Origin of the sequence: Rhodococcus phenolicus, assembly GCF_001646785.1 — a bacterium.
In the GTDB taxonomy this organism is placed as follows: Bacteria; Actinomycetota; Actinomycetes; order Mycobacteriales; family Mycobacteriaceae; genus Rhodococcus; species Rhodococcus phenolicus.
The window spans coordinates 21,875-47,142 of record NZ_LRRH01000085.1 but is presented as its reverse complement, the minus strand read 5'-3'; the positions used below and the strand labels follow the sequence as shown (position 1 = coordinate 47,142).

The window sequence follows — 25,268 nt, the reverse complement described above, 5'->3', positions numbered from 1 at the left end:
TGGAGCCGGTAGGTCAGCGAGGTGCAAGCAGCCGGGTTCGAAACAGGTCGAGCACCTGGTCGAGTGCTTCCCGGGTCGGTTGCCCGGGTTCGTCGATGAGGTGTTCGGTGAGCACCGAGTGAGGCTCGAGGGTCGCGGTGGGATCGGCGGCAGAGTCGTCGAGTTCCACGCCGACGAAAGCCTCGCCCAGTTGCTCGCGCAGGTAGTCGAAACGTTCGGCGGGGGAGGTTTTGTCGCCTCGGAAACGCAATCCCAGGACCGTGAGTCCGTGGGCGCAGCGCTGTCTGACCTTCGCCAGATCGTCGGGAGAGATGTCGATCGAATGTCGTTGCCGTGCGGTGATTCCGTAGGGCAGCGAAGGCTGGGAGAGGACCGGGGCCAGCAGACGGTCGTCGGTGGCCATCGCCAGGGCGTACCCGCCGGTGAAGCACATGCCCACCGCTCCGACTCCGGGCCCTCCGCACCTGTGATGCTCCTCGGCGGCCAGGGCGCGCAGCCAGGTGACGACCGGAGAGGTCCTTCCGGTGGCGAGCACGGTGAATTCGCGACTGATGCAGGCGGGAACGATCGAGTCCACGAACTTGCCGGCCGCGCGCAGCGTGCCGTCGACTTCGGGGTTCGGGTAGGCGCGTCCCGGGCGTCCGAACAGATGGGGCAGTACGGCCGTGCAGCCGATCGCGGAGACACGCCGGGCGAACTCGAGCACTTTCGGTGTGATGCCCGGTATTTCCGCGATCACGATCACCGCTGGTCCTGTGCCCTGCCGGAAGACCGCCCGCGTCCTGCCCTCGTGGGTGAAGGTGACGCGGTCGAAATCCTCCAGGGCGTCGTCCGGCATGGAAGGTGATGATATGCCAGTGCGGGATGAGACCGGGGTGGATCTTGCGTGCGCTGCTCGTGTTCGGTGCGGAGAGCTTCGCGCAGGAGGATCGCCGTCGGGTGTGGTGCGATCACCCCGGACGTTTCCGTCAGCCGGTCTGTTCGAGATCGGCTGTCGGCAGGCAGAGTCGGGCGAGTTCGTCGAGCGAGACCGACAGTTCCGTCGCCAGCGCGGCGACCGTGGTGAAGCCCGGGGTGGCGAGCCGCCCGGTCTCGATCTTGCGCAGGGTCTCCGGGGAGATGCCCGCCGCGGTCGCGACGTCGGTGAGGGTGCGCTCGCCGCGCGCGCGGCGCAGGTATTCGCCGAGGCGCTTGCCGGTGGCGATCTGTTGCGGGGTCAGTGGGAGACGGACCATGTGATGAAGCCTACCCGAGCCGGTATGAAAATACCGGTCCGCTCCGCTAGAGTGGTATTTTAATACCGACCTTTCGAACACTCAGGAGTGCGGACCGTTGCTCGAACTGAAGACGGCACGAGAGATCGCTGCCATGCGCGTCACCGGGGCGTTCATCGCCGAACTGCTCACCGACCTGGCGGGCATGGCGAAGCCCGGAGTGAACCTGCTCGATCTGGAGCATCGTGCGCGGCACCTCATCGAGGAGCGTGGCGCGAAGTCCTGCTACTGGGACTACGCGCCGTCCTTCGGGAGCGGCCCGTTCCGCAACGTCATCTGCCTGTCCGTCAACGACGCTGTGCTGCACGGGCTTCCGCACGACTACGTGTTGCGCGACGGTGACGTGCTCACCATGGACATCGCAGTGTCGATCGACGGATGGGTCGCCGACTCCGCCCGCACCGTCATCGTCGGCACGCCCCGCCCGGAGGATCAGCGGCTGATCGAGGCCACCGAACGCGCCCTCGAGGCGGGGATCGCCGTGGCGCGCCCCGGCAACAAGCTGGGGGACATCTCGGCGGCGATCGGTGCGGTCGCCGCCGAGTACGGATATCTCGTCAACACCGAGTTCGGCGGTCACGGCCTCGGCCGCACGATGCACGAGGACCCGCACGTACCCAACACCGGACGAGCCGGTCGGGGCTTGAAACTGCGCAACGGGCTGACCCTCGCGCTCGAACCGTGGTTCGCGCAGGGGACCGACCGGATCGTCTACGACCCGGACGGATGGACGATCCGTTCCGCCGACGGATCGCGCACCGCGCACAGCGAGCACACCATCGCCGTCACCGACGGCGACCCGCAGATCCTCACGCTCCCCGCCGGTGCCTGATCGTCACGCCTTCCCGATCCCCGCTGCCAGGCCCTTGTCGAGCTGGGCGACGAGTACGGCGCCCAGCTCGGTGAGCAGACGCACCTGGTGGTCGTCCAGTCCGTCGAACACCAGCTGTCGCACCGACTCGACGTGGGCGGGGGCCGCCTCGGCGACCTTCGCGTAGCCCTCGTCGGTGAGCACCGCGAAGGAGCCGCGGCTGCCCGGGATCGGCTCCCGGTAGACCCAGCCGCGTTTGGTCAGGCGGGTGATCACGTGCGACAGGCGCGACAACGACGAATTCGTGGACTCCGCGAGAACGGACAACTGGGCGCGCCGGCCGGGGGACTCGGACAGTTGCGCCAGAGTGAAGTACTCGAAGTGGGTCAGGTCCGAGTCGCGTTGGGTCTGGGTGTCCAGGGCGGCGGGCAATCGGGTGACCACCGACACCAGCGTGCGCCAGGCGGCCTGCTGGTTCGCGTCGAGCCACCGGGGACTGTCGCTGCCCATGGGATGTGTCCTCGCTTCCGTCGTGCTGTCGTTCCAGCCTGCCAAAGCCCCGTGGTGCACCGGCGCGCGGCATGCGCCGGTCAGCTCGGGTCGGTGCCGTCCCCGCGGCAGATCATCACGGGCCGCTCCGCGCGATGCAGCAGATTCTGGCTCGTCGAGCCGAGCAGGGCGCCGGTGATGCGGCCCCGGCCGCGGCTGCCCACGACCGCGAGCTGGGCGTCGTCGAGCGCACGCAGCAGTTCGCGCGATGCCGATCCGCGCGACGACACCTCCTCGACCATGACCTGAGGGAAGCGTTGCCGGTAGGGCGTGAGGAACTCGCGCAGTCGCGCCGCCTCCCCGCGCGCGACGGCGTCCCAATCGACGAGCATCGCCGCCGGACCGGCTATCGGTGTCGCGTCGGCGGCGACGGAACCGACCGCGAACTCGTCGGTCCACGTGCGGACCGCGGTGATCGGCGCGCCCGTCAGTGCGGCGAAGTCGAACGCCGACTCGGCTGCGAGAGCGGACGCCGGCCCGTCGGCGACACCGACGACCACGGGCCGGGTATCGGGTCCCGGATCGGCGGGATCACCACGCCACACCACGACCGGGCAGTGAGCGCGACCGACCACCCGGGACGCGGTGGAGCCGAGCAGCCACCGCTCCACCGACCCGCGGCCGGTCGCGCCGACCACGATCAGCGACGCGTCCTTCGCGGCGGCGAGCAGGGTGGTCGCGGGCGCCTCGTCCCCGAGCAGCGTGGTCATATGGGTGTCCGGGGCGTCCTGCCGGGCCGCGGCGACCGCGGCCGAGACGATGCGGGCCCCGTCCTCCGTCAGGCTGTCGGTCAACTGTTGGGCCAGTGTCGGGTCCCCGACCCCGAGCAGACGCGTGGGATGCGATGTCGAGTGCACCAGTTGCAGGGTGCGGCCCAGCTTCCCGGCGATCGCGGCGGCCCACTTCGCGGCGCCGAGCGACGTGTCGGATCCGTCGATTCCGACCACGATGTGGGTTCCGGTGTTCTGGAAGGTCATCTCGTCCTCGCCTTCGGCCGATGGTCAGCTGTCGTGCGAACCTGCCGTGGCGATCGAGCGGACCACGACCCGAGTCGAGATTATCTCCCGCGTGGCTGTGATCGCGGCGCTGATTGTGGTGACGACCCTGGTGGTGGCGACGACCGGTAGGTCCTGCCGACCCGCCTCGCGTCGGGGTCTCGGTAGTGACCGGTCCGACGGTCGGCGTACTGATTCGGCGTACTGATATTGGGGTGCACCGGCCGTCGCTTCGGTCGCTGCTGTGCGTGGGACCGGTGCCGGGGGAATGAACTTGGCGATCGCGCGGTTGAAGCCTATGATAGTTGAAGCTTCAACTTGAAGGAGTGTCATGAGCACCATGCCCGCCCTGTTCCTGAGTCACGGCGCCCCGCCGCTCGTCGACAGCGAACTGTGGGTGTCCCAGCTCCGGCGGTGGGCGGCGGAGCTGCCGCGCCCTACCGCGATCCTGGTGGTGTCCGCGCACTGGGAATCGGCGCCGCTCACCATCGGTGCCACCACCACCGGCACCCCGCTCGTCTACGACTTCGGGGGCTTCCCACAGCGCTTCTATGAGGTCACCTACACCTCGCCCGGCGCGCCGGACCTCGCCCGGCAGGTCGCCGCGCTGATGCCCGACAACGAACCGGTCGTGCAGCAGCCCCACCGTGGCCTCGACCACGGCGCGTACGTTCCGCTGACCGTCATGTACCCGGATGCGGACATCCCGGTGCTGCAGATCTCGCTGCCCACCCTCGACCCGCAGCGGCTGCTGCAGCTCGGCGAGCGGCTGCGGCCGCTGCGCGAGCAGGGCGTGCTCATCATCGGCTCCGGCTTCACCACCCACGGGCTGCCGTTCCTGCGCGACCCGCGTCCCGAGGCCGCCGCCCCCGGCTGGTCCGCGGAGTTCGACGCCTGGGCCGGCGAACGGTTCGCGGCCGGTGACATCGAAGGACTGCTCGATTTCCGCACCCGGGCGCCCGGCATGCCGTACGCGCACCCGACCGTCGAGCACTTCGCCCCGCTGTTCGTCACGCTCGGTGCCTCCAGCGACCCGGAGCAGACCCCGCGACAGGTCATCGACGGGTTCTGGATGGGCCTGGCGAAACGGTCGATCCAGGTCGACTGAGGCCGGTCAGCGGGCGCGGAGGGCGTCGAGCGCGCGGTCCGCGTGCACCGACGCACGCAGCTCGCTCGCAATCACGTCGAGGACACGGCGATCGGTGTCGATCACGAACGTCGTGCGCTTCACCGGGGACAGCTTCCCGAGCAGACCGCGCCGCACCCCGTACGCCTCGGCGGTGGTGCCGTCCGGGTCCGACAGCAACGGAAATCCGAACGCCTGCCGCGTAGCCCACGACGCCAGCCGATCCACCGGATCCGCGCTGATCCCTACGCGCGTCGCACCGACCGCGGCGAACTCCGCCGCCAGATCCCGGAAGTGGCACGCCTCCGCGGTGCACACCGGCGTGAACGCCGCCGGATAGAAGAACAACACCAGCGGGCCGCCGGCAAGCAGCTCGTCGAGCGTACGCAGCCCGCCGTCCTGATCGCGCAGCGAGAAGTCGGGGGCGGTGTCACCGGGTCTCATGTCCGGCGACGCTACCGCGCCCGCACCCGTCACGGGAGTCCCTGGGATGATGGGCGCATGTCCGGCGAGCCGACCACCATTCCCGCAGCCAGCGACCCGTCCGCGCACGGTCGATCCGATACCACCACCCGCGAGGAGTTCCGGGTACTCGCGGCCGAGCACCGTGTCGTCCCGGTCACCCGCAAGGTGCTCGCCGACGCCGAGACGCCGCTGTCGGCGTACCGCAAGCTCGCCGCCGACCGGCCCGGCACATTCCTGCTCGAATCCGCCGAGAACGGCCGCTCGTGGTCGCGCTGGTCGTTCGTCGGCGCCGGCAGCCCCGCCGCGCTCACCGTCGTCGACGGTGAAGCCGCGTGGTACGGCAGTGTTCCCGCCGGCGCACCCCAGGGCGGCAATCCCGTCGACGTCCTGAACGAAACCCTGAAGCTCCTGCACACCGAGCGCCTCCACGGGCTGCCGCCGCTGACCAGCGGCATGGTCGGATACCTCGGCTACGACATCGTCCGGCGCCTCGAGAGGCTGCCCTCGCTCGCCGAGGACGACCTGCAGATCCCCGAACTCGTCATGCTCCTCGCGACCGACCTCGCCGCGGTCGATCACCACGAGGGCACGATCTGGCTCATCGCCAACGCCGTCAACTGGGACGGCTCCGACGAACGCGTCGACGAGGCCTACGACGACGCGGTCGCGCGGCTGGACCGGATGACCGCGGCGCTCGCCGCGCCCGCCGCGTCCACCGTCTCGACGTTCACCAAGCCCGCCCCCGACTACCGGCGGCAGCGCACCACCGAGAGCTTCGGCACCGACGTGCGCAAACTCATCGGCGACATCGAAGCCGGTGAAGCGTTCCAGGTGGTGCTCTCGCAGCGTTTCGAAATCGACTGTCCCGCAGAACCGATCGACGTGTACCGGATGCTGCGCGCGTCGAACCCCAGCCCCTACATGTACCTGCTGCACATCCCCGGCCCGGACGGGGAGACCGCCTTCTCCATCGTCGGTTCGAGCCCCGAAGCGCTCGTCACCGTCTCCGACGGCGTCGCGACCACCCACCCGATCGCCGGGACCCGCTGGCGCGGGACCAGCGAGGAGGAGGACGTCCTGCTCGAGAAGGACCTCATCCACGACGAGAAGGAGAACGCCGAGCACCTCATGCTCGTCGACCTCGGCCGCAACGACCTCGGGCGCGTGTGCGAACCGGGCACCGTGAAGGTGCACGACTACCGGCACATCGAGCGGTACAGCCACGTGATGCATCTGGTCTCGACCGTCACCGGCCGCCTCGCCGAGGGCAGACACGCCCTCGACGCGGTCACCGCGTGCTTCCCGGCCGGCACCCTGTCCGGGGCGCCCAAGGTCCGGGCGATGGAACTCATCGAAGAACTCGAACCCACCCGCCGCGGCATCTACGGCGGCATCGTCGGATACCTCGACTTCGCCGGCGACGCCGACACCGCCATCGCCATCCGATCGGCGCTGATCAAGGACGGCGTCGCGTACGTGCAGGCCGGAGCCGGTGTCGTCGCCGACTCCGACCCGGTCTACGAGGACACCGAGGCCCGGAACAAGGCGATGTCCGCGCTGTCCGCGGTCGCGGCGGCCGGGACGCTGAACCCCTACGGCGGTGACCGGAAGTGACCGAGCCCGTCGAAACCACCGGCACCGCGCCGCGGCGCCGCCCGGCGGTGGTGGCGGCGCTGCTGCTCGGCATCGCCGCGCTCGCGCTGTGGGCGTCGAGCCGGATGACCTGGGTGACCGCCTACTCCTCCGACGGACTGGGGGAGGACCGCACCATCGGCCTCGACGGCGGCACCTGGGCGGCCTCGCTGACCCCGCTCGCGCTCGTGCTCGTCGCCGCGATCGCCGCGTCGTTCGCGGTGCGCGGCTGGGCCCTGCGGATCGTCGCGGTCGCGGTCGCCGCGGTCGGCGTCGCCGCCGCGATCCCGGCCGTCGGGCTGTTCGGCGGCGCCGACCCCGAGGACGCCGCCCGGATCGCGGACCTGCCGCTGCGCGCGACCGTCACGGCCACCGACATCGCGTACGGGCCGGCCGTGCTCGCGCTCGTGGGTGCGGTCGCGGCGCTGGCCGCGGCGGTGGTGCTGTGGCGGACACCGCGCAGTCAGGCCGGGCTGTCCTCGAAGTACGACAGCCCCGCCGCGCGCCGGGAAGCGGCCACGCGACGCGGCGAGGGCGACGAACCGGTCACCGAGCGAGCCCTGTGGGATGCCCTCGACGCGGGAGAGGATCCGACCCTCGACACCGAGACCGACGCCCGCCCCGACACGAAGGACAACCCGCCCGGTGACGAGGGTGGCGACGATTCGGGTACCCGCCGCTGACCTCTGTGGGGCGGCGCACTAGGCTTCAGGAAACCCCGATGAGCTTCGTCACAGGGGGATTGACAAGGGTGCGGAAAGGACTCGAGCCATGACAGTTCTCGACTCGATTCTCGAAGGGGTGCGCGCCGATGTCGCCGCCCGTGAGGCGGCCGTCGACTTCGCTGCCGTCAAGGCCGCCGCAGCCGCCGCGCCCCCGCCGATCGACGCGAAGGCCGCCCTGCGCGAGCCCGGCATCGCCGTCATCGCCGAGGTCAAGCGGGCCAGCCCGTCGAAGGGTGCGCTCGCCGATATCGCGGATCCGGCCGAACTCGCCAAGGCGTACGAGTCCGGGGGAGCGCGCGCGATCAGCGTGCTCACCGAGGAGCGGCGTTTCCACGGCAGCCTCGCCGACCTCGACGCGGTTCGCCGCGCCGTGCGGATCCCGGTGCTGCGCAAGGACTTCATCGTCGGCCCGTATCAGATCCACGAGGCCCGCGCCCACGGTGCCGACCTGGTCCTGCTGATCGTCGCGGCGCTCGAACAGCCGGTGCTGACCTCGCTCATCGATCGCATCGAATCGCTCGGGATGACCGCGCTCGTCGAGGCGCACACCGAGGAGGAGGCCAGCCGTGCCCTCGAGGCCGGCGCCACCGTCATCGGTATCAACGCCCGCAACCTCAAGACCCTCGAGGTCGACAAGGGCACGTTCGGGCGGATCGCGCCGGGCCTGCCCAGCGACGTCGTCAAGATCGCCGAATCCGGTGTCCGCGGCCCGGCGGACCTGCTCGCGTACGCCGGTGCCGGTGCCGACGCGGTACTCGTGGGGGAGGGTCTCGTGACGAGCGGCGACCCCCGTCAGGCCGTCGCCGAACTCGTCACCGTGGGCACGCACCCGTCCTGCCCCAAGCCCGCGCGCTGACCCACACCGGTCGCCCGCGCGCCGCCCGGACAGCGGCGCGCGGACGGCACCGCGCGAGCGTCCGCGTCGTCGTCGGAACCCGGGGACCACAGGGGTGTTCGGCCGTCCGCACACGATGATCGGAGACGGTGACCCGACGGCGCGCCGGGCGCGGTGGTGGGGCAGACTGGACACGTGACTGCAGACGATCCCGTCCTCTCGGCCAAGGGCCGCGGCCTGCCCCTCATGAGCGAAGCCGTGTCCGTCCCCACCGCGCACGAACCCGACGCCGCCGGACACTTCGGGGTCTTCGGTGGCCGCTACCTGCCCGAGGCGCTGATGGCGGTCATCGAAGAGGTGACCGCCGCCTACGAGAAGGAACGAACCGACCCCGGTTTCCTGGCCGAACTCGATCGTCTCCAGCGCGACTACACGGGCCGGCCCTCGCCCGTCTACGAGGCGGCCCGGCTCAGCGAACACGCCGGCGGAGCGCGGCTACTCCTCAAGCGCGAGGACCTCAACCACACCGGCTCCCACAAGATCAACAATGTGCTGGGGCAGGCGCTGCTCGCCAAGCGCATGGGCAAGACCCGCGTCATCGCCGAGACCGGCGCGGGCCAGCATGGCGTCGCCACCGCCACCGCGTGCGCCCTCCTCGGCCTCGACTGCATCGTCTACATGGGTGAGGTCGACACCCAGCGGCAGGCCCTGAACGTCGCGCGGATGCGCCTGCTCGGCGCCGAGGTCGTCGCCGCCAAGACGGGCTCGCGCACTCTCAAGGACGCCATCAACGAGGCGATGCGCGACTGGGTGACCAATGCGGACAACACCTACTACTGCTTCGGTACCGCCGCCGGCCCGCACCCCTTCCCGGCCATGGTCCGCGACTTCCAGCGCATCATCGGCCTCGAGGCGCGCGCCCAGGTGCAGGCCCTCACCGGCCGCCTGCCCGACGCCGTCGTCGCCTGCGTCGGTGGTGGTTCCAACGCCATCGGCATCTTCCACCCGTTCATCGACGACGCCTCGGTCAAGCTCGTCGGTATCGAAGCCGGCGGCGACGGCGTCGAAACCGGACGGCACGCCGCGACCATCGGCGGCGGCACCCACGGCGCCCTGCACGGCGCGTACTCGTACCTGCTGCAGGACGAGGACGGGCAGACCATCGAATCGCACTCGATCTCCGCGGGTCTCGACTACCCCGGTGTCGGCCCGGAACATTCGTGGCTCGCCGACACCGGCCGCGCGGAATACCGCTCGGCCACCGACACCGAGGCGATGGACGCGTTCAAGCTCCTGTGCCGCACCGAGGGCATCATTCCCGCGATCGAATCGGCCCACGCGGTCGCCGGAGCGCTGAAGCTCGGCCCCGAACTCGGAGACGGAGCCATCGTCCTCGTGAACATCTCGGGCCGCGGCGACAAGGACGTCGACACCGCCGCCAAGTGGTTCGGTTACCTTCCCGCCGACAGCACCGACACCGAAGGAGCCGCGCAGTGAGCGCCCCGCACGAACGCCTCACCGAGATCTTCACGACCTGCCGCGCCGAGAAGCGCGCCGCGCTCGTCGGCTATCTGCCCGTCGGCTACCCGACGGTCGAGAAGTCCGTCGAGGCCGTCACCGCGCTCGTCGAGGGCGGCTGCGACCTCGTCGAGGTCGGCATCCCCTACAGCGATCCCGTCATGGACGGCACCACCATCCAGAACGCCGCCACCGCCGCGCTCGCGGCAGGGGTGCGCGTGCGCGACGTGTTCCCGGCGGTGAAGGCCGTGACCGACGCCGGTGGCGCCGCCGTCGTCATGACCTACTGGAACATCGTCATGAAGTACGGCGTCGAGAACTTCGCCCGCGACCTCGCCGCGGCGGGCGGGCTCGGCATGATCACGCCCGACCTCATCCCCGACGAGGCCGGCGACTGGATCGCCGCGTCCGACAAGTACGGGCTCGGCCGCATCTTCCTCGTCGCGCCGTCGTCGACCAACGAGCGGATCGCGATGACCCTCGACCGGTGCCGCGGCTTCGTGTACGCCACCTCGACCATGGGTGTCACCGGCGCCCGCGACAACGTCGACAACCGCGCACCGGAGATCGTCGCTCGGGTGCGCGCCCACTCCGACATCCCGGTCGGGGTCGGACTCGGCGTCCGCAACGGCGCGCAGGCCGCGGAGATCGCCGGATACGCCGACGGCGTCATCGTCGGATCCGCGCTCGTCACCGCAGCCGGACAGGGCCGCGACGCACTGCTCGAACTGACGCGCGATCTCGCGAAGGGAGTGCGCTCGGCTACCGTGGCACCGTGACCGACACGACCACGTTCCTCGCGTATCTTCCCTCGCCCCCGCAGGGCGTCTGGTATCTGGGGCCGGCGGCCCTGCGTGCCTACGCCCTGTTCATCATCGTCGGCATCGTCGTCGCGATCGTGTGGGGGGACCGGCGCTGGGTTGCGCGCGGCGGCGAGAAGGGCACAGTCCTCGACATCGCGGTGTGGGCGGTCCCGTTCGGCCTGATCGGTGGCCGGCTCTACCACGTCGCCACCGACTGGCAGAAGTACTTCGGTGACGGCGCCGACCCGATCGACGCGCTGAAGATATGGGAGGGCGGCCTCGGCATCTGGGGTGCGGTCGCATTCGGTGCGGTCGGCGCCTGGATCGGCTGCCGCCGTCGCGGTATCCCGTTGCCCGCATTCGGTGATGCGCTCGCGCCGGCGATCCTGCTCGCCCAGGCCATCGGACGGCTCGGCAACTGGTTCAACCAGGAGTTGTACGGTCGCGAGACGACGCTGCCGTGGGGCCTCGAAATCTACGAACGCCGCAACGACGCCGGTCAGGTGTCGCCCGCCCTGATCGACGGGGTCTCCACCGGGCAGGTGGCCTCGGTCGTGCACCCCACCTTCCTCTACGAACTGCTGTGGAACGTGCTGATCGTCGTGCTGCTCGTCGTTGTCGATCGGCGTTTCCGGATCGGGCACGGCCGTCTGTTCGCCCTCTACGTCGCCGGATACTGCCTGGGCCGGTTCTGGATCGAACTGATGCGCTCCGACGCCGCCACCCACATCGCCGGCATCCGCATCAACTCGTTCACCTCCGGCATCGTCTTCGCCCTTGCGGTCGCGTACTTCGTCTTCGCCCGCAAGGGCCGGGAGGCCCCCGAGGAGTTGCAGTCCACTCGTGCACGGGCCGCGGCCGCCGAGGCCACGCCCGGAAACACGGCCGCCGCCGAGCCCGGGAGTTCCACCGAGTCCGGGAGTGAGACGACCGCGGGCAGCGGCGACAGCGGGAAGTCGAAGGACAGCCCGACGAAGTCGAAGGACGGTGCGGACTCGAAGGCTGGCGCACCGTCGACGGCAGCCGCCGAGGAGAAAGCGGCCGCCGGGGAGAAGGCAGCCGCCGGGGAGAAGGCAGCCGCGCAACCGGCCGGCGAGACCGGGGAAGCGAAGAAAGCGGACCGCTAGCCGCGGCCCTGGACCGGACCCGGAGGCACGCCGCCGGTAAGGTCGAACACGACATACCGACGACGAGGGGGATCATTCGTGACTACACCGGATCCGGCCGCTTCGGACCCGAATTCGGAGCGCCCGATCGATCTCGGCAAGAAGACGTCCGGCCCTGCCGATTCGCAGCCCGGCCCGAACTTCGGACCCGAGTTCGACTACGACGCGACCGCGCAGGCGTCGCTCTCCGAGCCGCCACCGACCTCCGAATCGACCGCGGCGTCGTCGGGCACCGCCGGTCCCGGCTGGGACACCTACTCGGGTATCGGCAACGGCCCGGGCTGGGGCACCACGCCCAGCTACCCGCCGCCGTCGGACTACTCGTCGGTGCCGCAGCAGCCCCCGGCGGGCGGTCCCGGCCCCTCCGGCTCGACCGGACCGGTGTACGGCACACCGGATCCGCAGTACCCGATGGGCGAGCAGCCCGGTTACGGTGCGCCCGGAGGTTTCGGCGGCCCGCCGCCCCCGCAGCAACAGCCGTACGGCAACTACGGCGCCGTCCCCGGTTACGGGCAGCCTCCGGCCGGTATGCCCGGTTACGGCTTCGTGGACCCGTCGGCGCCGTTCGGTCGTGATCCGCTCACCGGCGAGCCGTACTCGGACAAGTCGCGGATGACCGCGGGTCTGCTCGAGATCCTGCTCGGGGCGTTCGGCGCCGGCCGGTTCTACCTCAACCAGCCGGGCCTTGCGATCGCCCAGATCGCGGTGGTGTGGCTGACCTGCGGCCTGGGCGGCATCTGGCCGTTGATCGACGGCATCATGATGCTCACCGGCAAGGTCCGCGACGAGCACGGGCGGCCCCTGCAGCCCTGACCGGGGCGTCCCACACCCGGCACGATTCCCGACGGAAGGCCCGGCCGCGCACGCTCGCGCAGCCGGGCCTTCCGCGCGTAAACTGACGCGACCGGGCACGATCCCCGGCCTTCCCGGGCGGAGCCGATCGGCCCACCCACGCTGCTGCACCGCCCGTCGCGGCGACCCACCCGGGCCGCCGTTCCGACGCGCGACGCGTCGCCCCACGCCGTCCGCCCCGGTGGAGGTGGCCACAGTGCTGTACTCCGCGATTCCCGGCCCGCGCGGCCTGTACGACCCGGCGCTGGAATCGGACGCGTGCGGGGTCGCCGCCGTCGTGGACATCCACGGCCGGGCCGGCCACGACATCGTCACCGACGCCGTGCTCGCCCTGCAGAACCTGAGTCACCGCGGCGCGTGCGGTCGCGAAGCGGCCAGCGGAGACGGCGCCGGCATCACTCTCGCGGTCCCCACGGCGCTGTTCGACGCGGTCGCCGGGTTCCCGTTGCCCCCACCCGGCCGCTACGCCACCGGACTGTGCTTCCTTCCCCGCGACCCCGGCGATCGTGACCGTGCCCGCCGGCGCGTCGAGGTCATCGCCGCCGCCGAGCGCCTCGAGGTACTCGGCTGGCGCGACGTGCCCGTCGCACCCGAACGCGCCGGGATCGGCGCCACCGCGGACGGGTGCCGCCCGCACATCGCCCAGCTCTTCGTCGCGGCTCCGCCCGTCGCGGGCATCCGGCCCGGCGGCATCGATCTCGATCGGCTCGTCTACCCGCTCCGCCGCCGTGCCGAACGGCCCGGCCCCGACGAGGCGCCGGCGGTGTACTTTCCGTCGCTGTCGGCCCGCACGATCGTCTACAAGGGCATGCTCACCGCCGGGCAACTGCCGCGCTTCTATCCGGACCTGCGCGATCCGCGGTGTGTCAGCGCGATCGCGTTGGTCCACAGCCGCTATTCGACCAACACCTTCCCCTCGTGGACGCTCGCGCAGCCGTTCCGATACAGCGCGCACAACGGGGAGATCAACACCATCCGCGGCAACCGCAATCGGATGCGGGCCCGTCACGCGGTGTTGCGGACCGCACGGATCCCGGGTGACCTCACCCGGTTGTTCCCGATCTGCAGCCCCGACGGATCCGATTCGGCGTCGCTCGACGAGGTGCTCGAGTTGCTGCACCTGTCGGGGCGGTCGCTGCCGCATGCGGTGACCATGATGATCCCGCCGGCGTGGGAGAACGATCCCGCACTCGACGCCCGGCGCCGCGGATTCCACCGATTCCACGCGGCGCTGCTCGAGGCATGGGACGGGCCGGCGTGCCTGCCGTTCACCGACGGACGGGTCTTCGGCGCCGTCCTCGACCGCAACGGACTGAGGCCGGGTCGCTGGTGGCGCACCCTCGACGACCGGGTGATCTTCGCCAGCGAATCCGGGGTGCTCGATCTGCCGCCCGACCAGATCGTCGAGAAGGGACGCCTCGAACCGGGCCGGATGTTCCTCGTCGACACCGCTGCCGAGCGCATCGTGCCGTCCGACGAACTGCTCGGCGCGCTCGCCCGCACCCACCCCTACCGGCACTGGCTGCGCGCGGGCCGGGTCGAGCTCGCCGAACTTCCGCGCCCGGACCCCGGCTCGTCGCCGTGCACCGCGACCGCCCGTGCCCATCGGTTGTTCGGCTACACCCGGGAAGACCTCGACGTGCTGCTCGCCCCGATGGCCGGCACCGGCCGCGAACCGCTCGGCTCGATGGGCAACGACACTCCGCCCGCGGTGCTGTCCCCGCAGCCACGACTGCTCTACGACTACGTCACCGAACTGTTCGCGCAGGTCACGAACCCGCCGCTGGATTCGATCCGGGAGCACATCGTCACCACCACCGGTGTCGCCGTCGGTCCCGAGGACAACCTGCTGGACTGTTCGCCGGAATCGTGCCGGCAGCTGGTGCTGCCCGGGCCGGTGCTCACCGCCCCCGAACTCGATGCCGTCCGGGCTCTCACCCCGGACGGACCGCACCCGGTGCTCGCGACACGGACGCTGCCCGCGCATTTCGCCGCCGACGGACCGCCGGGCGACGCCCTCGCTGCGGGCCTGGCGGCGCTGCGCCGGGCCGCGGACGACGCCGTCGACGCCGGGTACGGACTGCTCGTCGTCACCGACCGCGGCAGCACGCCGGACTCGGTGCCGATCCCGTCGCTGCTCGCGGTCGCCGCGGTGCACCACCACCTGATCCGCACCGGCCGACGTACCCGCGTCGGCCTGCTCGTCGACAGCGGCGACGCCCGCGAGGTGCACCACGTCGCCGCGCTGCTCGGATTCGGCGCCTCCGCGGTCTGCCCGTACCTGGCGTTCGACACGGTGCGGGCGCTCGCCGGTCCGGGCGCCCACCCGGACGAGGCCGCCGGCAACTACCGGCAGGCACTGGTCGCCGGGGTGCTCGAGGTGATGGCGAAGATGGGCATCTCCGTGCTCGGCTCCTACATCGCGGCGCAGACCTTCGAAGCGGTCGGGTTGGGGCGCGACGTCGTCGATGCCTACCTGCCCGGCACCGCGTCGAGAATCGGCGGTGCGTCGCTGGGCGCCCGGGCCCCCGCCGCCCGTGCCCGCCACTCCGCCGCCTACGGTGAATTGGTCTCCGGCGCAGGCGAACTCGACAGCGGCGGCATGTACCGTTATCGCCGCGACGGGCAGCCGCACCTGTTCACCCCCGAAACGGTATTCCTGCTGCAACACGCCACCCGCACCGGCCGCGCCGACATCTTCGCCCGCTACAGCGCCGAGGTCGACCGACTCGCCGCGGCCGGCGGAACCCTGCGCGGACTGCTGGGCTTCCGCACCGGCCGACACCCGCCGATCCCGCTCGATCGGGTCGAACCCGCGGACCGGATCCTCGCCCGGTTCGCCACCGGCGCCATGAGCTACGGGTCGATCTCCGCCGAGGCGCACACGGCCCTCGCGGTCGCGATGAACCGGATCGGCGGTCGCTCGAACTCCGGGGAGGGCGGTGAGGATCCGGACCGGCTCGGGGACCCGCTGCGCCGCAGCGCCGTCAAACAGATCGCCAGCGGACGGTTCGGTGTCACCGCCGAATACCTCGCCGACGCCACCGATCTGCAGATCAAGATGGCGCAGGGCGCGAAACCCGGTGAAGGCGGCCAGCTTCCCGGCGGGAAGGTGTATCCGTGGATCGCCCGTACCCGGCACAGCACCCCCGGGGTCGGGTTGATCTCGCCGCCACCGCACCACGACATCTACTCGATCGAGGACCTCGCCCAGCTCATCCACGACCTGCGCTGCGCCAACCCGCGGGCCCGTATCCACGTCAAACTCGTCAGCGGGGTCGGCGTCGGCATCGTCGCGGCCGGCGTCGCGAAGGGACATGCCGACGTGGTGCTGATCTCGGGACAGGACGGGGGCACCGGCGCGGCGCTGCTCACCGCGCTGGCGCACTCCGGCACCCCGTGGGAGATCGGGCTCGCCGAAACCCAGCAGACCCTCGTGCTCGGCGGGCTGCGCGACCGCATCACCGTCCAGTGCGACGGCGGTTTGCGCACCGGCCGCGACGTGCTCGTCGCCGCTCTGCTCGGCGCCGAGGAATACGGCTTCGCGACCGCGCCGCTCGTGGTGCTCGGCTGCATCCTCATGCGAGTCTGCCACCTCGACACCTGCCCGGTCGGCATCGCCACCCAGAATCCAGATCTGCGGGAGAAGTTCACGGGCCGAGCGGAATTCGTCGAGCAATACTTCCGGTTCGTTGCCGAGGACGTGCGCCGCCGACTCGCCGCACTCGGACTGCGCAGCCTCGACGACGCGGTCGGCCGCGTCGACCTGCTCGAGCCCGATACGGCCCTGAGCCGGTGGCGTGCGGCCGGACTGGACCTCTCGCCCCTGTTCGTGCCCCCGGTCGATGCCGGCGGCGCCCCGCCGCAGCGCCGCCGCACCCGGCCTGCCGTCCCCGCCCCCGACGACACCCTCGACGACCGGTTGATCGCGATGGCCGCCGACGCGCTCGCCGGCACCCGTCCGGTGCGGATCGAGGCGCACGTGCGCAACATCGACCGCACGGTCGGGACCCGGCTCGGCGCCGAGGTGACCGCGCGCCGCGGCAGGTCGGGTCTGCCCGACGACACCATCCGCGTCGAGTTGCGAGGCAGCGCCGGCCAGTCTCTCGGCGCCTTCCTGCCGCCCGGAATCACCGTCACGGTCACCGGCGATGCGAACGACTACGTCGGTAAAGGACTGTCCGGCGGCCGTGTCGTCGTGCGCCCGGACCCGGGCGCCCACTTCGTGGCGCACGCCCAGATCATCGCCGGCAACACCGTCCTGTACGGCGCGACGAGCGGGGAGTTGTTCCTGCGCGGCCGCGTCGGCGAACGTTTCGCGGTGCGCAACTCCGGGGCCGACGCGGTGTGCGAGGGCACCGGCGACCATGCGTGCGAGTACATGACCGGCGGTCGCGTCGTGATCCTCGGAGCCACCGGACGCAACCTCGCCGCCGGCATGTCCGGTGGACTCGCCCACGTCCTCGACCTCGACCCGGCGCGCGTCAACCGGGACTCGGTGTACCTGACCGCGGTCGAACCCGGCGACCTCGAAGCGCTCCGGAAACTGCTGTCCCGCCACCGCGACCGCACCGGATCGCCGATCGCCGCCGCATTGCTCGTCCACTGGCCTTGCGCGGCAGCGCGATTCACGACGGTACTGCCGATCGACTACGCGCGGGTGCGGACCGGCGAGCGCCGCGGTGAACCCGCCACCGCAGGAGCGGGCGGTGGCTGACCCCCGCGGATTCCTGCGGTACGGCCGGATCGAACCGCCGCACCGCCCCGTCGGGGACCGGGTCCAGGACTGGGCGGAGATCGCCGCGCCGCTCACACCCGCCGAACACGACCGTCTCATCCGCGACCAGGCCACCCGGTGCATGGACTGCGGCATCCCGTTCTGTCATTCGGTCAGTGCCGGCTGCCCGCTCGGCAACCTCATCCCCGAATGGAACGACCTGGTCCGCCGCGACCTGTGGGCCGAAGCGTCCCGGCGCCTGCACGCGACGAACAACTTTCCCGAGTTCACCGGCCGGATCTGTCCCGCGCCCTGCGAATCGGCGTGTGTGCTGGCCCTGTCCGATCCCGCCGCGGCCGTCACCATCGAGAAGATCGAACAGGCCGTCGCCGAGCGCGCCTTCGCCGACGGCACCGTCACCCCGCAACCGCCACGCCGCCGGACCGGGTGTTCCGTCGCGGTCGTCGGGTCCGGTCCGGCCGGACTGGCCGCCGCCCAGCAGCTCACCCGCGCCGGACACGCCGTCACCGTGTTCGAACGCGACGACCGGCTCGGCGGGCTGCTGCGCTACGGCATCCCCGCCTACAAGATGGACAAGACGCTCATCGACCGGCGGGTCGTGCAACTACGCGCCGAAGGCACCGTGTTCCGCACGGGCTGCGACGTCGGAACCGACCCCACCCTCGCCCGCCTGCGCGCCGAGTTCGACGCGGTGATCCTCGCGGTCGGCGCCGGAGCCAACCGCGACATGGACGTACCCGGCCGCGACCTGACCGGCGTGCACCAGGCCATGGACTACCTGGTCGCCGCCAATCACGACTGCGAAGGCGACGGGCCCACCCCGATCCACGCGGCGCGCCGGCACGTGGTGATCGTGGGCGGGGGAGACACCGGCGCCGACTGCCTCGGCACCGCGCACCGGCACCGCGCCGCGTCGATCACCCAGCTCGACTATCGCAACCGGCCCCCGGACGTCCGGGACGACACCCGCAGCCCGTGGCCGCTCGTCCCGTGGGTGCTGCGCACCACCCCCGCGCACGCCGAAGGCGGGGAGCGACGGTTCGAGGTCGGCGTCCAGCGGTTCGTCGGTGACCACGGCGGCCGGGTGCGGGCGCTGGTCCTGGCCGAGGTCGACGCCCGGCGCACCCGCGTGGGGCCGGAATTCGAGATACCGTGCGATCTCGCGCTGCTCGCCATCGGCTTCGACGGAGTGCGACCCGGGGCGCTGCTCACCGACGGACCCGCGGCCACCGCGCGCGGCACCCTCGCCTGCGGTGCCGACTGGCAGACCGGTGAGCCGGGGGTGTTCGTGTGCGGTGACGCGCATCGCGGCGCCTCCCTCGTGGTGTGGGCGATCGCCGAAGGCCGGTCCGCGGCGCGCGGCGTCGACACCTACCTGACGGGACACTCGGCGCTACCGGCCCCGGTGCACCCGCGTTCGGTGCCGCTGTCGGTGACACGGCACCCGCATCGAACAGCGGGTTCGGCGAGTCCACACGGCGAGCCGACCAGCGGCCCCGACCGTCGGTCAACACCTCCACCGCGGTGGGACTAGGCTCGACACGTGACCCGACGCACCAAGATCGTTTGCACCATGGGCCCCGCCACCGCCGACCCCGACGTCCTGAAGGAACTCGTCGCAGCCGGTATGGACGTGGCCCGACTCAACTTCAGCCACGGAGAACACTCAGAGCACGAGGCCCATTACAACCGGGTCCGCGCGGCCGCCGACGCCAGCGGACAGGCTGTCGGAATCCTCGCCGACCTGCAGGGTCCGAAGATCCGGCTCGGCCGCTTCACCGAAGGCCGCACCGAATGGGCCAACGGTGAGGTCGTGCGGATCACCGTCGACGACGTCGACGGAACCCACGATCGTGTCTCGACCACCTACAAGGAACTTGCACAGGACGCCGTCCCCGGCGACCGCCTGCTCGTCGACGACGGCAAGGTCGGGCTCGTCGTCGAATCGGTCGACGGCAACGACGTCGTCTGCCGTGTCACCGAAGGCGGACCGGTCAGCAACAACAAGGGCGTGTCGCTGCCGGGGATGAACATCTCCGTGCCCGCTCTGTCCGAGAAGGACATCGCCGACCTCGAGTTCGCTCTGCGCCTGGGCGTCGACTTCATCGCCCTCTCGTTCGTGCGGTCACCCGCCGACATCGAGCTCGTGCACGAGGTGATGGACCGGGTCGGCCGTCGCGTCCCGGTCATCGCGAAGCTCGAGAAGCCCGAAGCCGTCGAGAACCTCGAGGCGGTCGTCCTCGCCTTCGACGCGGTCATGGTCGCGCGCGGCGACCTCGGCGTCGAACTGCCCCTCGAAGAGGTGCCGCTGGTGCAGAAGCGGGCGATCCAGATCGCCCGAGAGAACGCCAAGCCGGTCATCGTCGCGACCCAGATGCTCGAGTCGATGATCGAGAACTCGCGGCCCACCCGCGCCGAGGCCTCCGACGTCGCCAACGCCGTGCTCGACGGCGCCGACGCGGTGATGCTCTCCGGGGAGACCTCGGTCGGGAAGTTCCCGGTCGAGACCGTCCGGACGATGGCCCGCATCATCGCCGCGGTCGAATCCGATTCGACGGACGTGCCCGCCCTGACGCACGTGCCCCGCACCAAGCGCGGCGTCATCTCCTACGCGGCCCGCGACATCGGGGAACGCCTCGACGCGAAGGCCCTGGTCGCGTTCACCCAGTCCGGCGACACCGTGCGTCGCCTCGCGCGCCTGCACACCCGGCTGCCGCTGCTCGCGTTCACCCCGGTGCCGGCCATCCGCAACCAACTCGCGCTCACGTGGGGCACCGAGACGTTCTCCGTCGAACCGATGGAGACCACCGACCAGATGGTCGAACAGGTCGACGCGGCGCTACTGTCGTTGGGTCGCTACCAGCGTGGCGACCTCGTGGTGATCGTCGCCGGTGCACCTCCGGGACGTTCCGGTTCGACGAACCTGATCCACGTGCACAGGCTGGGGGAAAAGGACACTCGTTGACAGGTATCGAGGCGACGGACCTCGACGTCCTCCTCGGTCTGCTCGATCTCGAGCAGACCGGGGAGGATGTTTTCCGTGGAGCACACCCGCCGCAGACCGGTGCCCGGACGTTCGGCGGACAACTGGTCGCGCAGGCGCTCGTCGCGGCCGGTCGCACGACCGGGGACCGGCCGATCCATGCGCTCAACGCGCACTTCGTCCGCGGCGGCGACGTCGGCGCCCCCATCGAATACCGGGTCGCGCGGCACCGGGACGGGCGCGACTTCGCGAACCGGATGGTCACCGCCTACCAGGGCGACGACGAACTGTTCGTGATGCTCGCGGCCTACCAGAAGTGGGGCAAGGGACTCGAACACGCGGTGACCGTCCCGGAGGTGCCGTTCCCGGAGGCGCTGCCCCCGATCGGCGACCACCTCGAAGGCTACGAGGAACACCTGCCCGGGTTCGTGAACGCGCTCAAGCCCATCGACATGCGCTACGCGAACGATCCCGCATGGATCCTCAAGGGCTCCGGCGAGAAGCTCAACCACAACCGGGTGTGGATGCGCACCGACGGGGAGCTACCCGACGATCCGCTGCTGCACGTCGCCGCGCTCGGCTACAGCTCCGACACCACCGTCCTCGACTCGATCCTCACCACCCACGGGTTGTCCTGGGGACTGGATCGGATCTTCGCGGCGACGGTCAACCATTCCATCTGGTTCCACCGGCCACCACGGTTCGACCGGTGGCACCTGTACGCCACCGAATCGCCGGTGGCCGCAGGGTCACGGGGCCTGGCCACCGGTCGGTACTTCAACCTCGACGGCGAACTCGTCGCCACCGTGGTGCAGGAAGGGATCATCAAGCACTTCCCGTCCCGGCGCTGAGCGGCGGAACCGGCCGTGTTCGCGACCCTCGCGGTCGTCATGGTGGTCGCGCTCGTCGGGTCCCTGCCCGCGGCCCGCAGCGGCATCCGGCTGCCGCTCGTCCTCGGCGAGCTGCTCGCCGGGATCGTCGTCGGCATCAGCGGGCTCGGCTGGGTCGACGCGAGCGAACCGACCCTCGACGCGGTCGCCCAGGTGGGGTTCGCGCTGGTCATGTTCGTCGCCGGCACCCACGTGCCGATCCGCGACGCAAGGCTGCGTCCGGCGCTCGGGCGAGGGATCGGCCGGGCCGCACTCGTCGGTGCGCTGGCGGTACCCGCGGGGATCGGTCTGGCCCAGCTGTTCGACGCCCCGCACCCGGCGCTGTTCGCGGTGCTGCTCTCGTCGTCGTCCGCGGCCCTGGTCCTGCCGATCGTCGACACGGCCGGGATCGACGGCCCCGAATTGCTGCCGCTGCTGGTGCAGGTCGCGGTTGCCGACACCGTGTGCATCGTCGCGCTACCTCTGGTGATCGACCCGCCCCGAGCGCTGCACGCCGGTCTCGGGGCGGTCGCGGTGATCGCGTGCGCGGCGGTGGTGTTCGTGGCGCTGCGCCAACTCGAACGCACCGGTATGCGACGTCGTGTCCACCACGTGTCGAAGGACCGCAAACTCGCGATCGAGCTGCGCGTGAGCCTGGCGGTGCTGTTCGGACTCGGCGCCCTCGCGGTGTGGACGCACGTGTCGGTGATGCTCGCCGGATTCGCGCTCGGCCTCGCCGTCGCCGCGGTGGGGGAACCGCGCAGGCTCGCCGGACAGCTCTTCGCGGTCACCGAAGGATTCTTCGCGCCGGTGTTCTACGTGTGGATCGGCGCGTCCATCGACGTGCGGGTGCTGTGGGAGGAACCGTCGCGGATCGGCCTGGGACTGGCGCTGGGGGCTGCCGCGATCGCCGTGCACCTCGTGCCGCGCGCCACCGGCCAGCCGTTCGCGCTCGGCGCGTTGTCCGCGACCCAGCTGGGCATTCCCCTGGCAGCGGTCGCGATCGGCATCGCCGGTGGGCTGCTCTCGCGGGCCGACGCCGCCGCGCTCGTGCTCGGGGCGCTCGTCACGATCGTCGCCGCGGCGATCGCCGCGGCCGTCGCGACGCCGCGACGACCCCACACCGCCGAGCCGAAGCCACCACCGGACACACCCCGCCCCTGAGATCGCGGAATCTCCGAGGGCCGCGCGCTGTTGCCGACAGCGGGGGCCGCGCACATTCGGCCTGCCGGAAAGGAAGCACCATGTCGGCCACCACCACGCTGCCCGTCGTCGACCTCACGGAGCTGAACCGAGGTCCGCGGGCCCGCGCGGAGCTGCTCACCCTGTTGCGCACCGTCACCCACGAGATCGGGTTCTTCCACCTGGCGGGCCACGGAATCGACCCGGTGCTCGCCGGTGATCTGCTCGCCGCTGCCCGTCGATTCTTCGCGCTCCCGGACGCCGCGAAACTCGGGATCGAGAACTCGCACTCCCCGCAGTTCCGCGGCTACACCCGCATCGGCGGGGAACGGACCCAGGGCTACGTCGACTGGCGCGAACAGATCGACATCGGTCCCGAACGCGCCGCCGTCGCCGCGATCGATTCCGCGAAGCCCTGGGAGGTGCTGCACGGACCCAACCTGTGGCCCGCGCAGATTCCCGAGTTGCGCGACCTGGCGTTGCAGTGGATCGAACGGTGCCAGGAGGTCGGGATCGTGCTGCTCCGCGCATGGGCCGAATCGCTCGGTGCACCCGCGGGGTTCTTCGACGACGCGTTCGCCGATCCCGATCCGCTGCTCAAGATCGCCCGCTATCCAGGCCACGACCGGTCGGTCACCGGGCAGGGCGTCGGCAGCCACAAGGACGTCGGAGTCCTCACCCTGCTGTATCCGGAACCCGGCAGCACCGGATTCCAGGTCGAACACGAGGGCACCTGGATCGACGTGGCGCCGCAGCCCGGCTGCTTCATCGTCAACATCGGGGAACTGCTCGAGCTGGCCACCGGAGGCTACCTGGAGGCCACCGCACACCGGGTGCTGCCGCCGGCACCCGGCACCGACCGCATCTCGCTGCCGTTCTTCCTCAACCCCGGGCTCGACCAGGCGCTGCCGACCGTTCCGCTTCCCTCCGAACTCGCCGCCGCGGCACGCGGTGTCGGCACCGACGAACACGGCGGAACCCTGCATTCGGTGTACGGGCTCAATGCGCTCAAGTCGCGGCTGCGCGCCCACCCGAACGTGACCGAGCGGTACCACGCGGAGCTGTCGAACTCGCCGGTGCTGTCGGACCGCGGGTCCACACTGTGAGTCATGGCATACGACGAGGAATTGGCCGGCCGCATCCGGGACCTCATCGAACCCGGGCCGGCGGTCACCGAACGCAAGATGTTCGGCGGTCTGTCCTTTCTGGTGGACGGCAACATGGCCGTCGCAGCCGGCGGTGACGGGGGCCTGCTCGTGCGGGTCGGACCCGAACTGCGCGATCGGCTCGTCGACGACATCGCGGTCCGGCGGGCGCTGATGGGCGATCGCGACATGGCGGGCTGGGTGCGGGTAACCGCTGCACACATCGCGGACGATGCACACCTGCGCGAGTGGGTCACCCGAGGTGTCGAATTCGCTCGTTCGCTTCCGTCGAAGAGTTGACGGTCCGGCCTGCTCGGATACGACGCCGCGGGGGCGGTGGCGTGGACTCCGTCGTGCACGATTCCGGTAGCAGATGCCACCAAAGCCACGCACGACCAGGCGTCGGCCATTCGGTTCGGCCAGTGGAGCCGGGATTGCCGGTCTGCCGGAACCCTGCCGGCGGGACACGGACCCGAACGTCGAGCGGGCACCGACTCCCCGAGTCGTGGGGACCCGTGACCCCACCCCGGCGGGATCGCGCGCGGCGATTGGAACAACGGCCGCATGAGCGGTGTGAGTGCACGCGAAACGGACGGAGTGTCCGCGGAGCAACTCGCCGACGCGCTCGGCACCAGCCGCGGTTCGGTGTCCACCTACACCCACAAACTCGTCGCGCGCGGATTCGTGCGCCGCGTCCGGCGGCCCGGGGACAGGGCCCACTACTTCGTGATGGACGCCGGCGTCTGGGGTGGGTTCCTCGAGAACGAGCAGGCACATGTCGTGGCTGCTCGACCATCGCACACTCAGCGAGGAGTGGGCGGCGTAGGTGAGAGCGTCCCGCTCGGTACTCGTCAGTTGCCGAGCCGGGTGGTTGCGCCGACACGGCCACCCGGCGCCCGGGTCTCACCTACTCTGAATCCGTTGCCTGCCCGGCACCCACGCTCACGGAGAACAGGTGGCGCCATGGCCGAACCGACGGGACCGGCGAGCCCGGGGGACAAGGAATCGGGACTGCCCGGCAACCTGTCGCGCCGGGACCGACGCCGGCTGGTCGTGTCGGCCTTGGCGCGCCCGTCGTTGATCGCGGTGGTGCTGCTGGTCGTCTACTTCCTGATCCCGCTCGATCACGTCGGCGACATCTCCGGTGCGCTGACACTGTTTGCCGGGATCGCCATCGTGGTCGTGTTGGGGTGGTGGCAGATCCGCAAGATCATGGCCGCCGAGTATCCGGCGGCCCAGGCGATCGAGGCGCTCACCACCGTCGTCGCGTTCTATCTCGTGCTGTTCGCGACGGTGTTCTACCGGATGTCGGTGGTCAACCCCGGCAGCTTCGACGAGGAGCTCTCGCGGATCGATGCCCTCTACTTCTGCCTGACCGTGTTCGCGACCGTCGGATTCGGCGACATCGTCCCGGTCGGACAGGCTGCGCGAGTGGTGGTCTCGGTCCAGATGGTCCTCAATCTGATCTTCATCGCGCTCGGTCTCCGGCTCGTCACCGCCGCCGTGCAGTGGCGCCGACGTCATCGCCGCGACGACTGACCGGTCCGCCCGACACCGGAGAATTCTCGGATTCCGCATGTCCACACGCGGAAGCGGGGTG

22 protein-coding genes are annotated in these 25,268 nt (G+C 70.9%); 17 read left to right on the top strand and 5 right to left on the bottom strand.

Annotated elements, in window-relative coordinates; genetic code table 11:
- Window positions 1-13: 13 nt before the first annotated feature.
- Both A8G15_RS21780 and A8G15_RS21775 read right to left on the bottom strand, forming a co-directional pair.
- Window positions 14-838 carry a dienelactone hydrolase family protein gene (locus A8G15_RS21780; RefSeq protein ID WP_068164422.1) on the bottom strand — a complete coding sequence of 275 codons (825 nt, stop codon included), beginning with the start codon at window positions 836-838 and terminating at the stop codon, window positions 14-16.
- Between the two features lie 130 nt (window positions 839-968).
- Window positions 969-1,235 carry a helix-turn-helix domain-containing protein gene (locus A8G15_RS21775; protein WP_068164419.1) on the bottom strand — a complete coding sequence of 89 codons (267 nt, stop codon included), beginning with the start codon at window positions 1,233-1,235 and terminating at the stop codon, window positions 969-971.
- Between the two features lie 97 nt (window positions 1,236-1,332).
- Between A8G15_RS21775 and map the strand changes: the two genes are divergently transcribed.
- Window positions 1,333-2,106: a type I methionyl aminopeptidase gene (gene map / locus A8G15_RS21770; RefSeq protein WP_068164415.1), complete on the top strand. Its 774-nt coding sequence runs from the start codon at window positions 1,333-1,335 to the stop codon at window positions 2,104-2,106.
- A 3-nt stretch (window positions 2,107-2,109) separates the two neighbouring features.
- Here map and A8G15_RS21765 read toward each other — a convergent pair whose 3' ends face one another.
- Window positions 2,110-2,595 (bottom strand): MarR family winged helix-turn-helix transcriptional regulator, encoded by a 486-nt coding sequence (locus A8G15_RS21765; RefSeq protein WP_068164413.1) that lies wholly within the window; start codon window positions 2,593-2,595, stop codon window positions 2,110-2,112.
- Between the two features lie 80 nt (window positions 2,596-2,675).
- Window positions 2,676-3,611, bottom strand: coding sequence for a universal stress protein (locus A8G15_RS21760; RefSeq protein WP_068164411.1), 936 nt, complete (start codon window positions 3,609-3,611; stop codon window positions 2,676-2,678).
- 358 nt (window positions 3,612-3,969) lie between these two features.
- Here A8G15_RS21760 and A8G15_RS21755 point away from each other — a divergent pair, with 358 nt between their 5' ends.
- On the top strand, window positions 3,970-4,737 hold the full coding sequence (locus A8G15_RS21755) for a dioxygenase family protein (RefSeq protein WP_068164501.1): 768 nt from the start codon (window positions 3,970-3,972) through the stop codon (window positions 4,735-4,737).
- A 6-nt stretch (window positions 4,738-4,743) separates the two neighbouring features.
- Here A8G15_RS21755 and A8G15_RS21750 read toward each other — a convergent pair whose 3' ends face one another.
- A complete protein-coding gene (locus tag A8G15_RS21750; RefSeq protein ID WP_068164407.1) occupies window positions 4,744-5,199 on the bottom strand; it encodes a peroxiredoxin in 456 nt (151 codons plus the stop codon).
- 57 nt (window positions 5,200-5,256) lie between these two features.
- Here A8G15_RS21750 and A8G15_RS21745 point away from each other — a divergent pair, with 57 nt between their 5' ends.
- From A8G15_RS21745 to A8G15_RS32385, 15 genes are all read left to right on the top strand, one after another.
- Window positions 5,257-6,834 carry an anthranilate synthase component I gene (locus tag A8G15_RS21745; protein ID WP_068164404.1) on the top strand — a complete coding sequence of 526 codons (1,578 nt, stop codon included), beginning with the start codon at window positions 5,257-5,259 and terminating at the stop codon, window positions 6,832-6,834.
- Window positions 6,831-7,535 (top strand): TIGR02234 family membrane protein, encoded by a 705-nt coding sequence (locus A8G15_RS21740; protein WP_068164402.1) that lies wholly within the window; start codon window positions 6,831-6,833, stop codon window positions 7,533-7,535. The genes A8G15_RS21745 and A8G15_RS21740 overlap by 4 nt, the downstream gene beginning before the upstream one ends.
- 88 nt (window positions 7,536-7,623) lie before the next feature.
- Entirely contained in the window at window positions 7,624-8,433 is an 810-nt protein-coding gene (trpC, locus tag A8G15_RS21735; RefSeq protein ID WP_068164399.1) for an indole-3-glycerol phosphate synthase TrpC, read from the top strand.
- Window positions 8,434-8,658: 225 nt separating this feature from the next.
- Window positions 8,659-9,909, top strand: coding sequence for a tryptophan synthase subunit beta (gene trpB / locus A8G15_RS21730; protein ID WP_068164500.1), 1,251 nt, complete (start codon window positions 8,659-8,661; stop codon window positions 9,907-9,909).
- The gene (gene trpA, locus A8G15_RS21725; protein WP_068164396.1) at window positions 9,906-10,709 is read left to right on the top strand and encodes a tryptophan synthase subunit alpha; all 804 of its coding nucleotides are present in this window, start codon (window positions 9,906-9,908) and stop codon (window positions 10,707-10,709) included. The genes trpB and trpA overlap by 4 nt, the downstream gene beginning before the upstream one ends.
- Entirely contained in the window at window positions 10,706-11,860 is a 1,155-nt protein-coding gene (gene lgt, locus A8G15_RS21720) for a prolipoprotein diacylglyceryl transferase (protein ID WP_082900073.1), read from the top strand. Before trpA ends, lgt begins: the two co-directional genes overlap by 4 nt.
- 78 nt (window positions 11,861-11,938) lie before the next feature.
- Window positions 11,939-12,712, top strand: coding sequence for a TM2 domain-containing protein (locus A8G15_RS21715; RefSeq protein ID WP_082900072.1), 774 nt, complete (start codon window positions 11,939-11,941; stop codon window positions 12,710-12,712).
- A 235-nt stretch (window positions 12,713-12,947) separates the two neighbouring features.
- Complete coding sequence (gene gltB, locus A8G15_RS21710; RefSeq protein ID WP_082900077.1) at window positions 12,948-17,468, top strand: glutamate synthase large subunit; 4,521 nt, start codon at window positions 12,948-12,950, stop codon at window positions 17,466-17,468.
- Window positions 17,461-19,023, top strand: coding sequence for a glutamate synthase subunit beta (locus A8G15_RS21705; RefSeq protein ID WP_082900076.1), 1,563 nt, complete (start codon window positions 17,461-17,463; stop codon window positions 19,021-19,023). Before gltB ends, A8G15_RS21705 begins: the two co-directional genes overlap by 8 nt.
- A 9-nt stretch (window positions 19,024-19,032) precedes the next feature.
- Complete coding sequence (gene pyk, locus A8G15_RS21700; protein ID WP_068164393.1) at window positions 19,033-20,454, top strand: pyruvate kinase; 1,422 nt, start codon at window positions 19,033-19,035, stop codon at window positions 20,452-20,454.
- Complete coding sequence (locus tag A8G15_RS21695) at window positions 20,451-21,323, top strand: acyl-CoA thioesterase II (RefSeq protein WP_068164387.1); 873 nt, start codon at window positions 20,451-20,453, stop codon at window positions 21,321-21,323. Before pyk ends, A8G15_RS21695 begins: the two co-directional genes overlap by 4 nt.
- Window positions 21,324-21,338: 15 nt before the next feature.
- Window positions 21,339-22,505, top strand: coding sequence for a cation:proton antiporter (locus tag A8G15_RS21690; RefSeq protein ID WP_245687945.1), 1,167 nt, complete (start codon window positions 21,339-21,341; stop codon window positions 22,503-22,505).
- Window positions 22,506-22,585: 80 nt separating this feature from the next.
- Complete coding sequence (locus tag A8G15_RS21685) at window positions 22,586-23,629, top strand: isopenicillin N synthase family dioxygenase (protein ID WP_068164383.1); 1,044 nt, start codon at window positions 22,586-22,588, stop codon at window positions 23,627-23,629.
- 3 nt (window positions 23,630-23,632) lie between these two features.
- A complete protein-coding gene (locus A8G15_RS21680; RefSeq protein WP_068164381.1) occupies window positions 23,633-23,968 on the top strand; it encodes a TfoX/Sxy family protein in 336 nt (111 codons plus the stop codon).
- A 264-nt stretch (window positions 23,969-24,232) separates the two neighbouring features.
- Entirely contained in the window at window positions 24,233-25,207 is a 975-nt protein-coding gene (locus A8G15_RS32385) for an ion channel (protein WP_082900071.1), read from the top strand.
- The last annotated feature ends 61 nt before the right edge of the window (window positions 25,208-25,268 follow it).

Bases quoted from the DNA above. Each gene is read 5' to 3' on its own strand.
- A8G15_RS32385 (WP_082900071.1), top strand. From the start codon at position 24,233: ATGAGCGGTGTGAGTGCACGCGAAACGGACGGAGTGTCCGCGGAGCAA.
- A8G15_RS21680 (WP_068164381.1), top strand. From the start codon at position 23,633: ATGGCATACGACGAGGAATTGGCCGGCCGCATCCGGGACCTCATCGAA.
- trpC (WP_068164399.1), top strand. From the start codon at position 7,624: ATGACAGTTCTCGACTCGATTCTCGAAGGGGTGCGCGCCGATGTCGCC.
- A8G15_RS21765 (WP_068164413.1), bottom strand. From the start codon at position 2,595: ATGGGCAGCGACAGTCCCCGGTGGCTCGACGCGAACCAGCAGGCCGCC.
- A8G15_RS21780 (WP_068164422.1), bottom strand. From the start codon at position 838: ATGCCGGACGACGCCCTGGAGGATTTCGACCGCGTCACCTTCACCCAC.
- trpB (WP_068164500.1), top strand. From the start codon at position 8,659: ATGAGCGAAGCCGTGTCCGTCCCCACCGCGCACGAACCCGACGCCGCC.
- A8G15_RS21755 (WP_068164501.1), top strand. From the start codon at position 3,970: ATGCCCGCCCTGTTCCTGAGTCACGGCGCCCCGCCGCTCGTCGACAGC.
- A8G15_RS21685 (WP_068164383.1), top strand. From the start codon at position 22,586: ATGTCGGCCACCACCACGCTGCCCGTCGTCGACCTCACGGAGCTGAAC.
- A8G15_RS21760 (WP_068164411.1), bottom strand. From the start codon at position 3,611: ATGACCTTCCAGAACACCGGAACCCACATCGTGGTCGGAATCGACGGA.
- A8G15_RS21750 (WP_068164407.1), bottom strand. From the start codon at position 5,199: ATGAGACCCGGTGACACCGCCCCCGACTTCTCGCTGCGCGATCAGGAC.
- A8G15_RS21775 (WP_068164419.1), bottom strand. From the start codon at position 1,235: ATGGTCCGTCTCCCACTGACCCCGCAACAGATCGCCACCGGCAAGCGC.
- A8G15_RS21745 (WP_068164404.1), top strand. From the start codon at position 5,257: ATGTCCGGCGAGCCGACCACCATTCCCGCAGCCAGCGACCCGTCCGCG.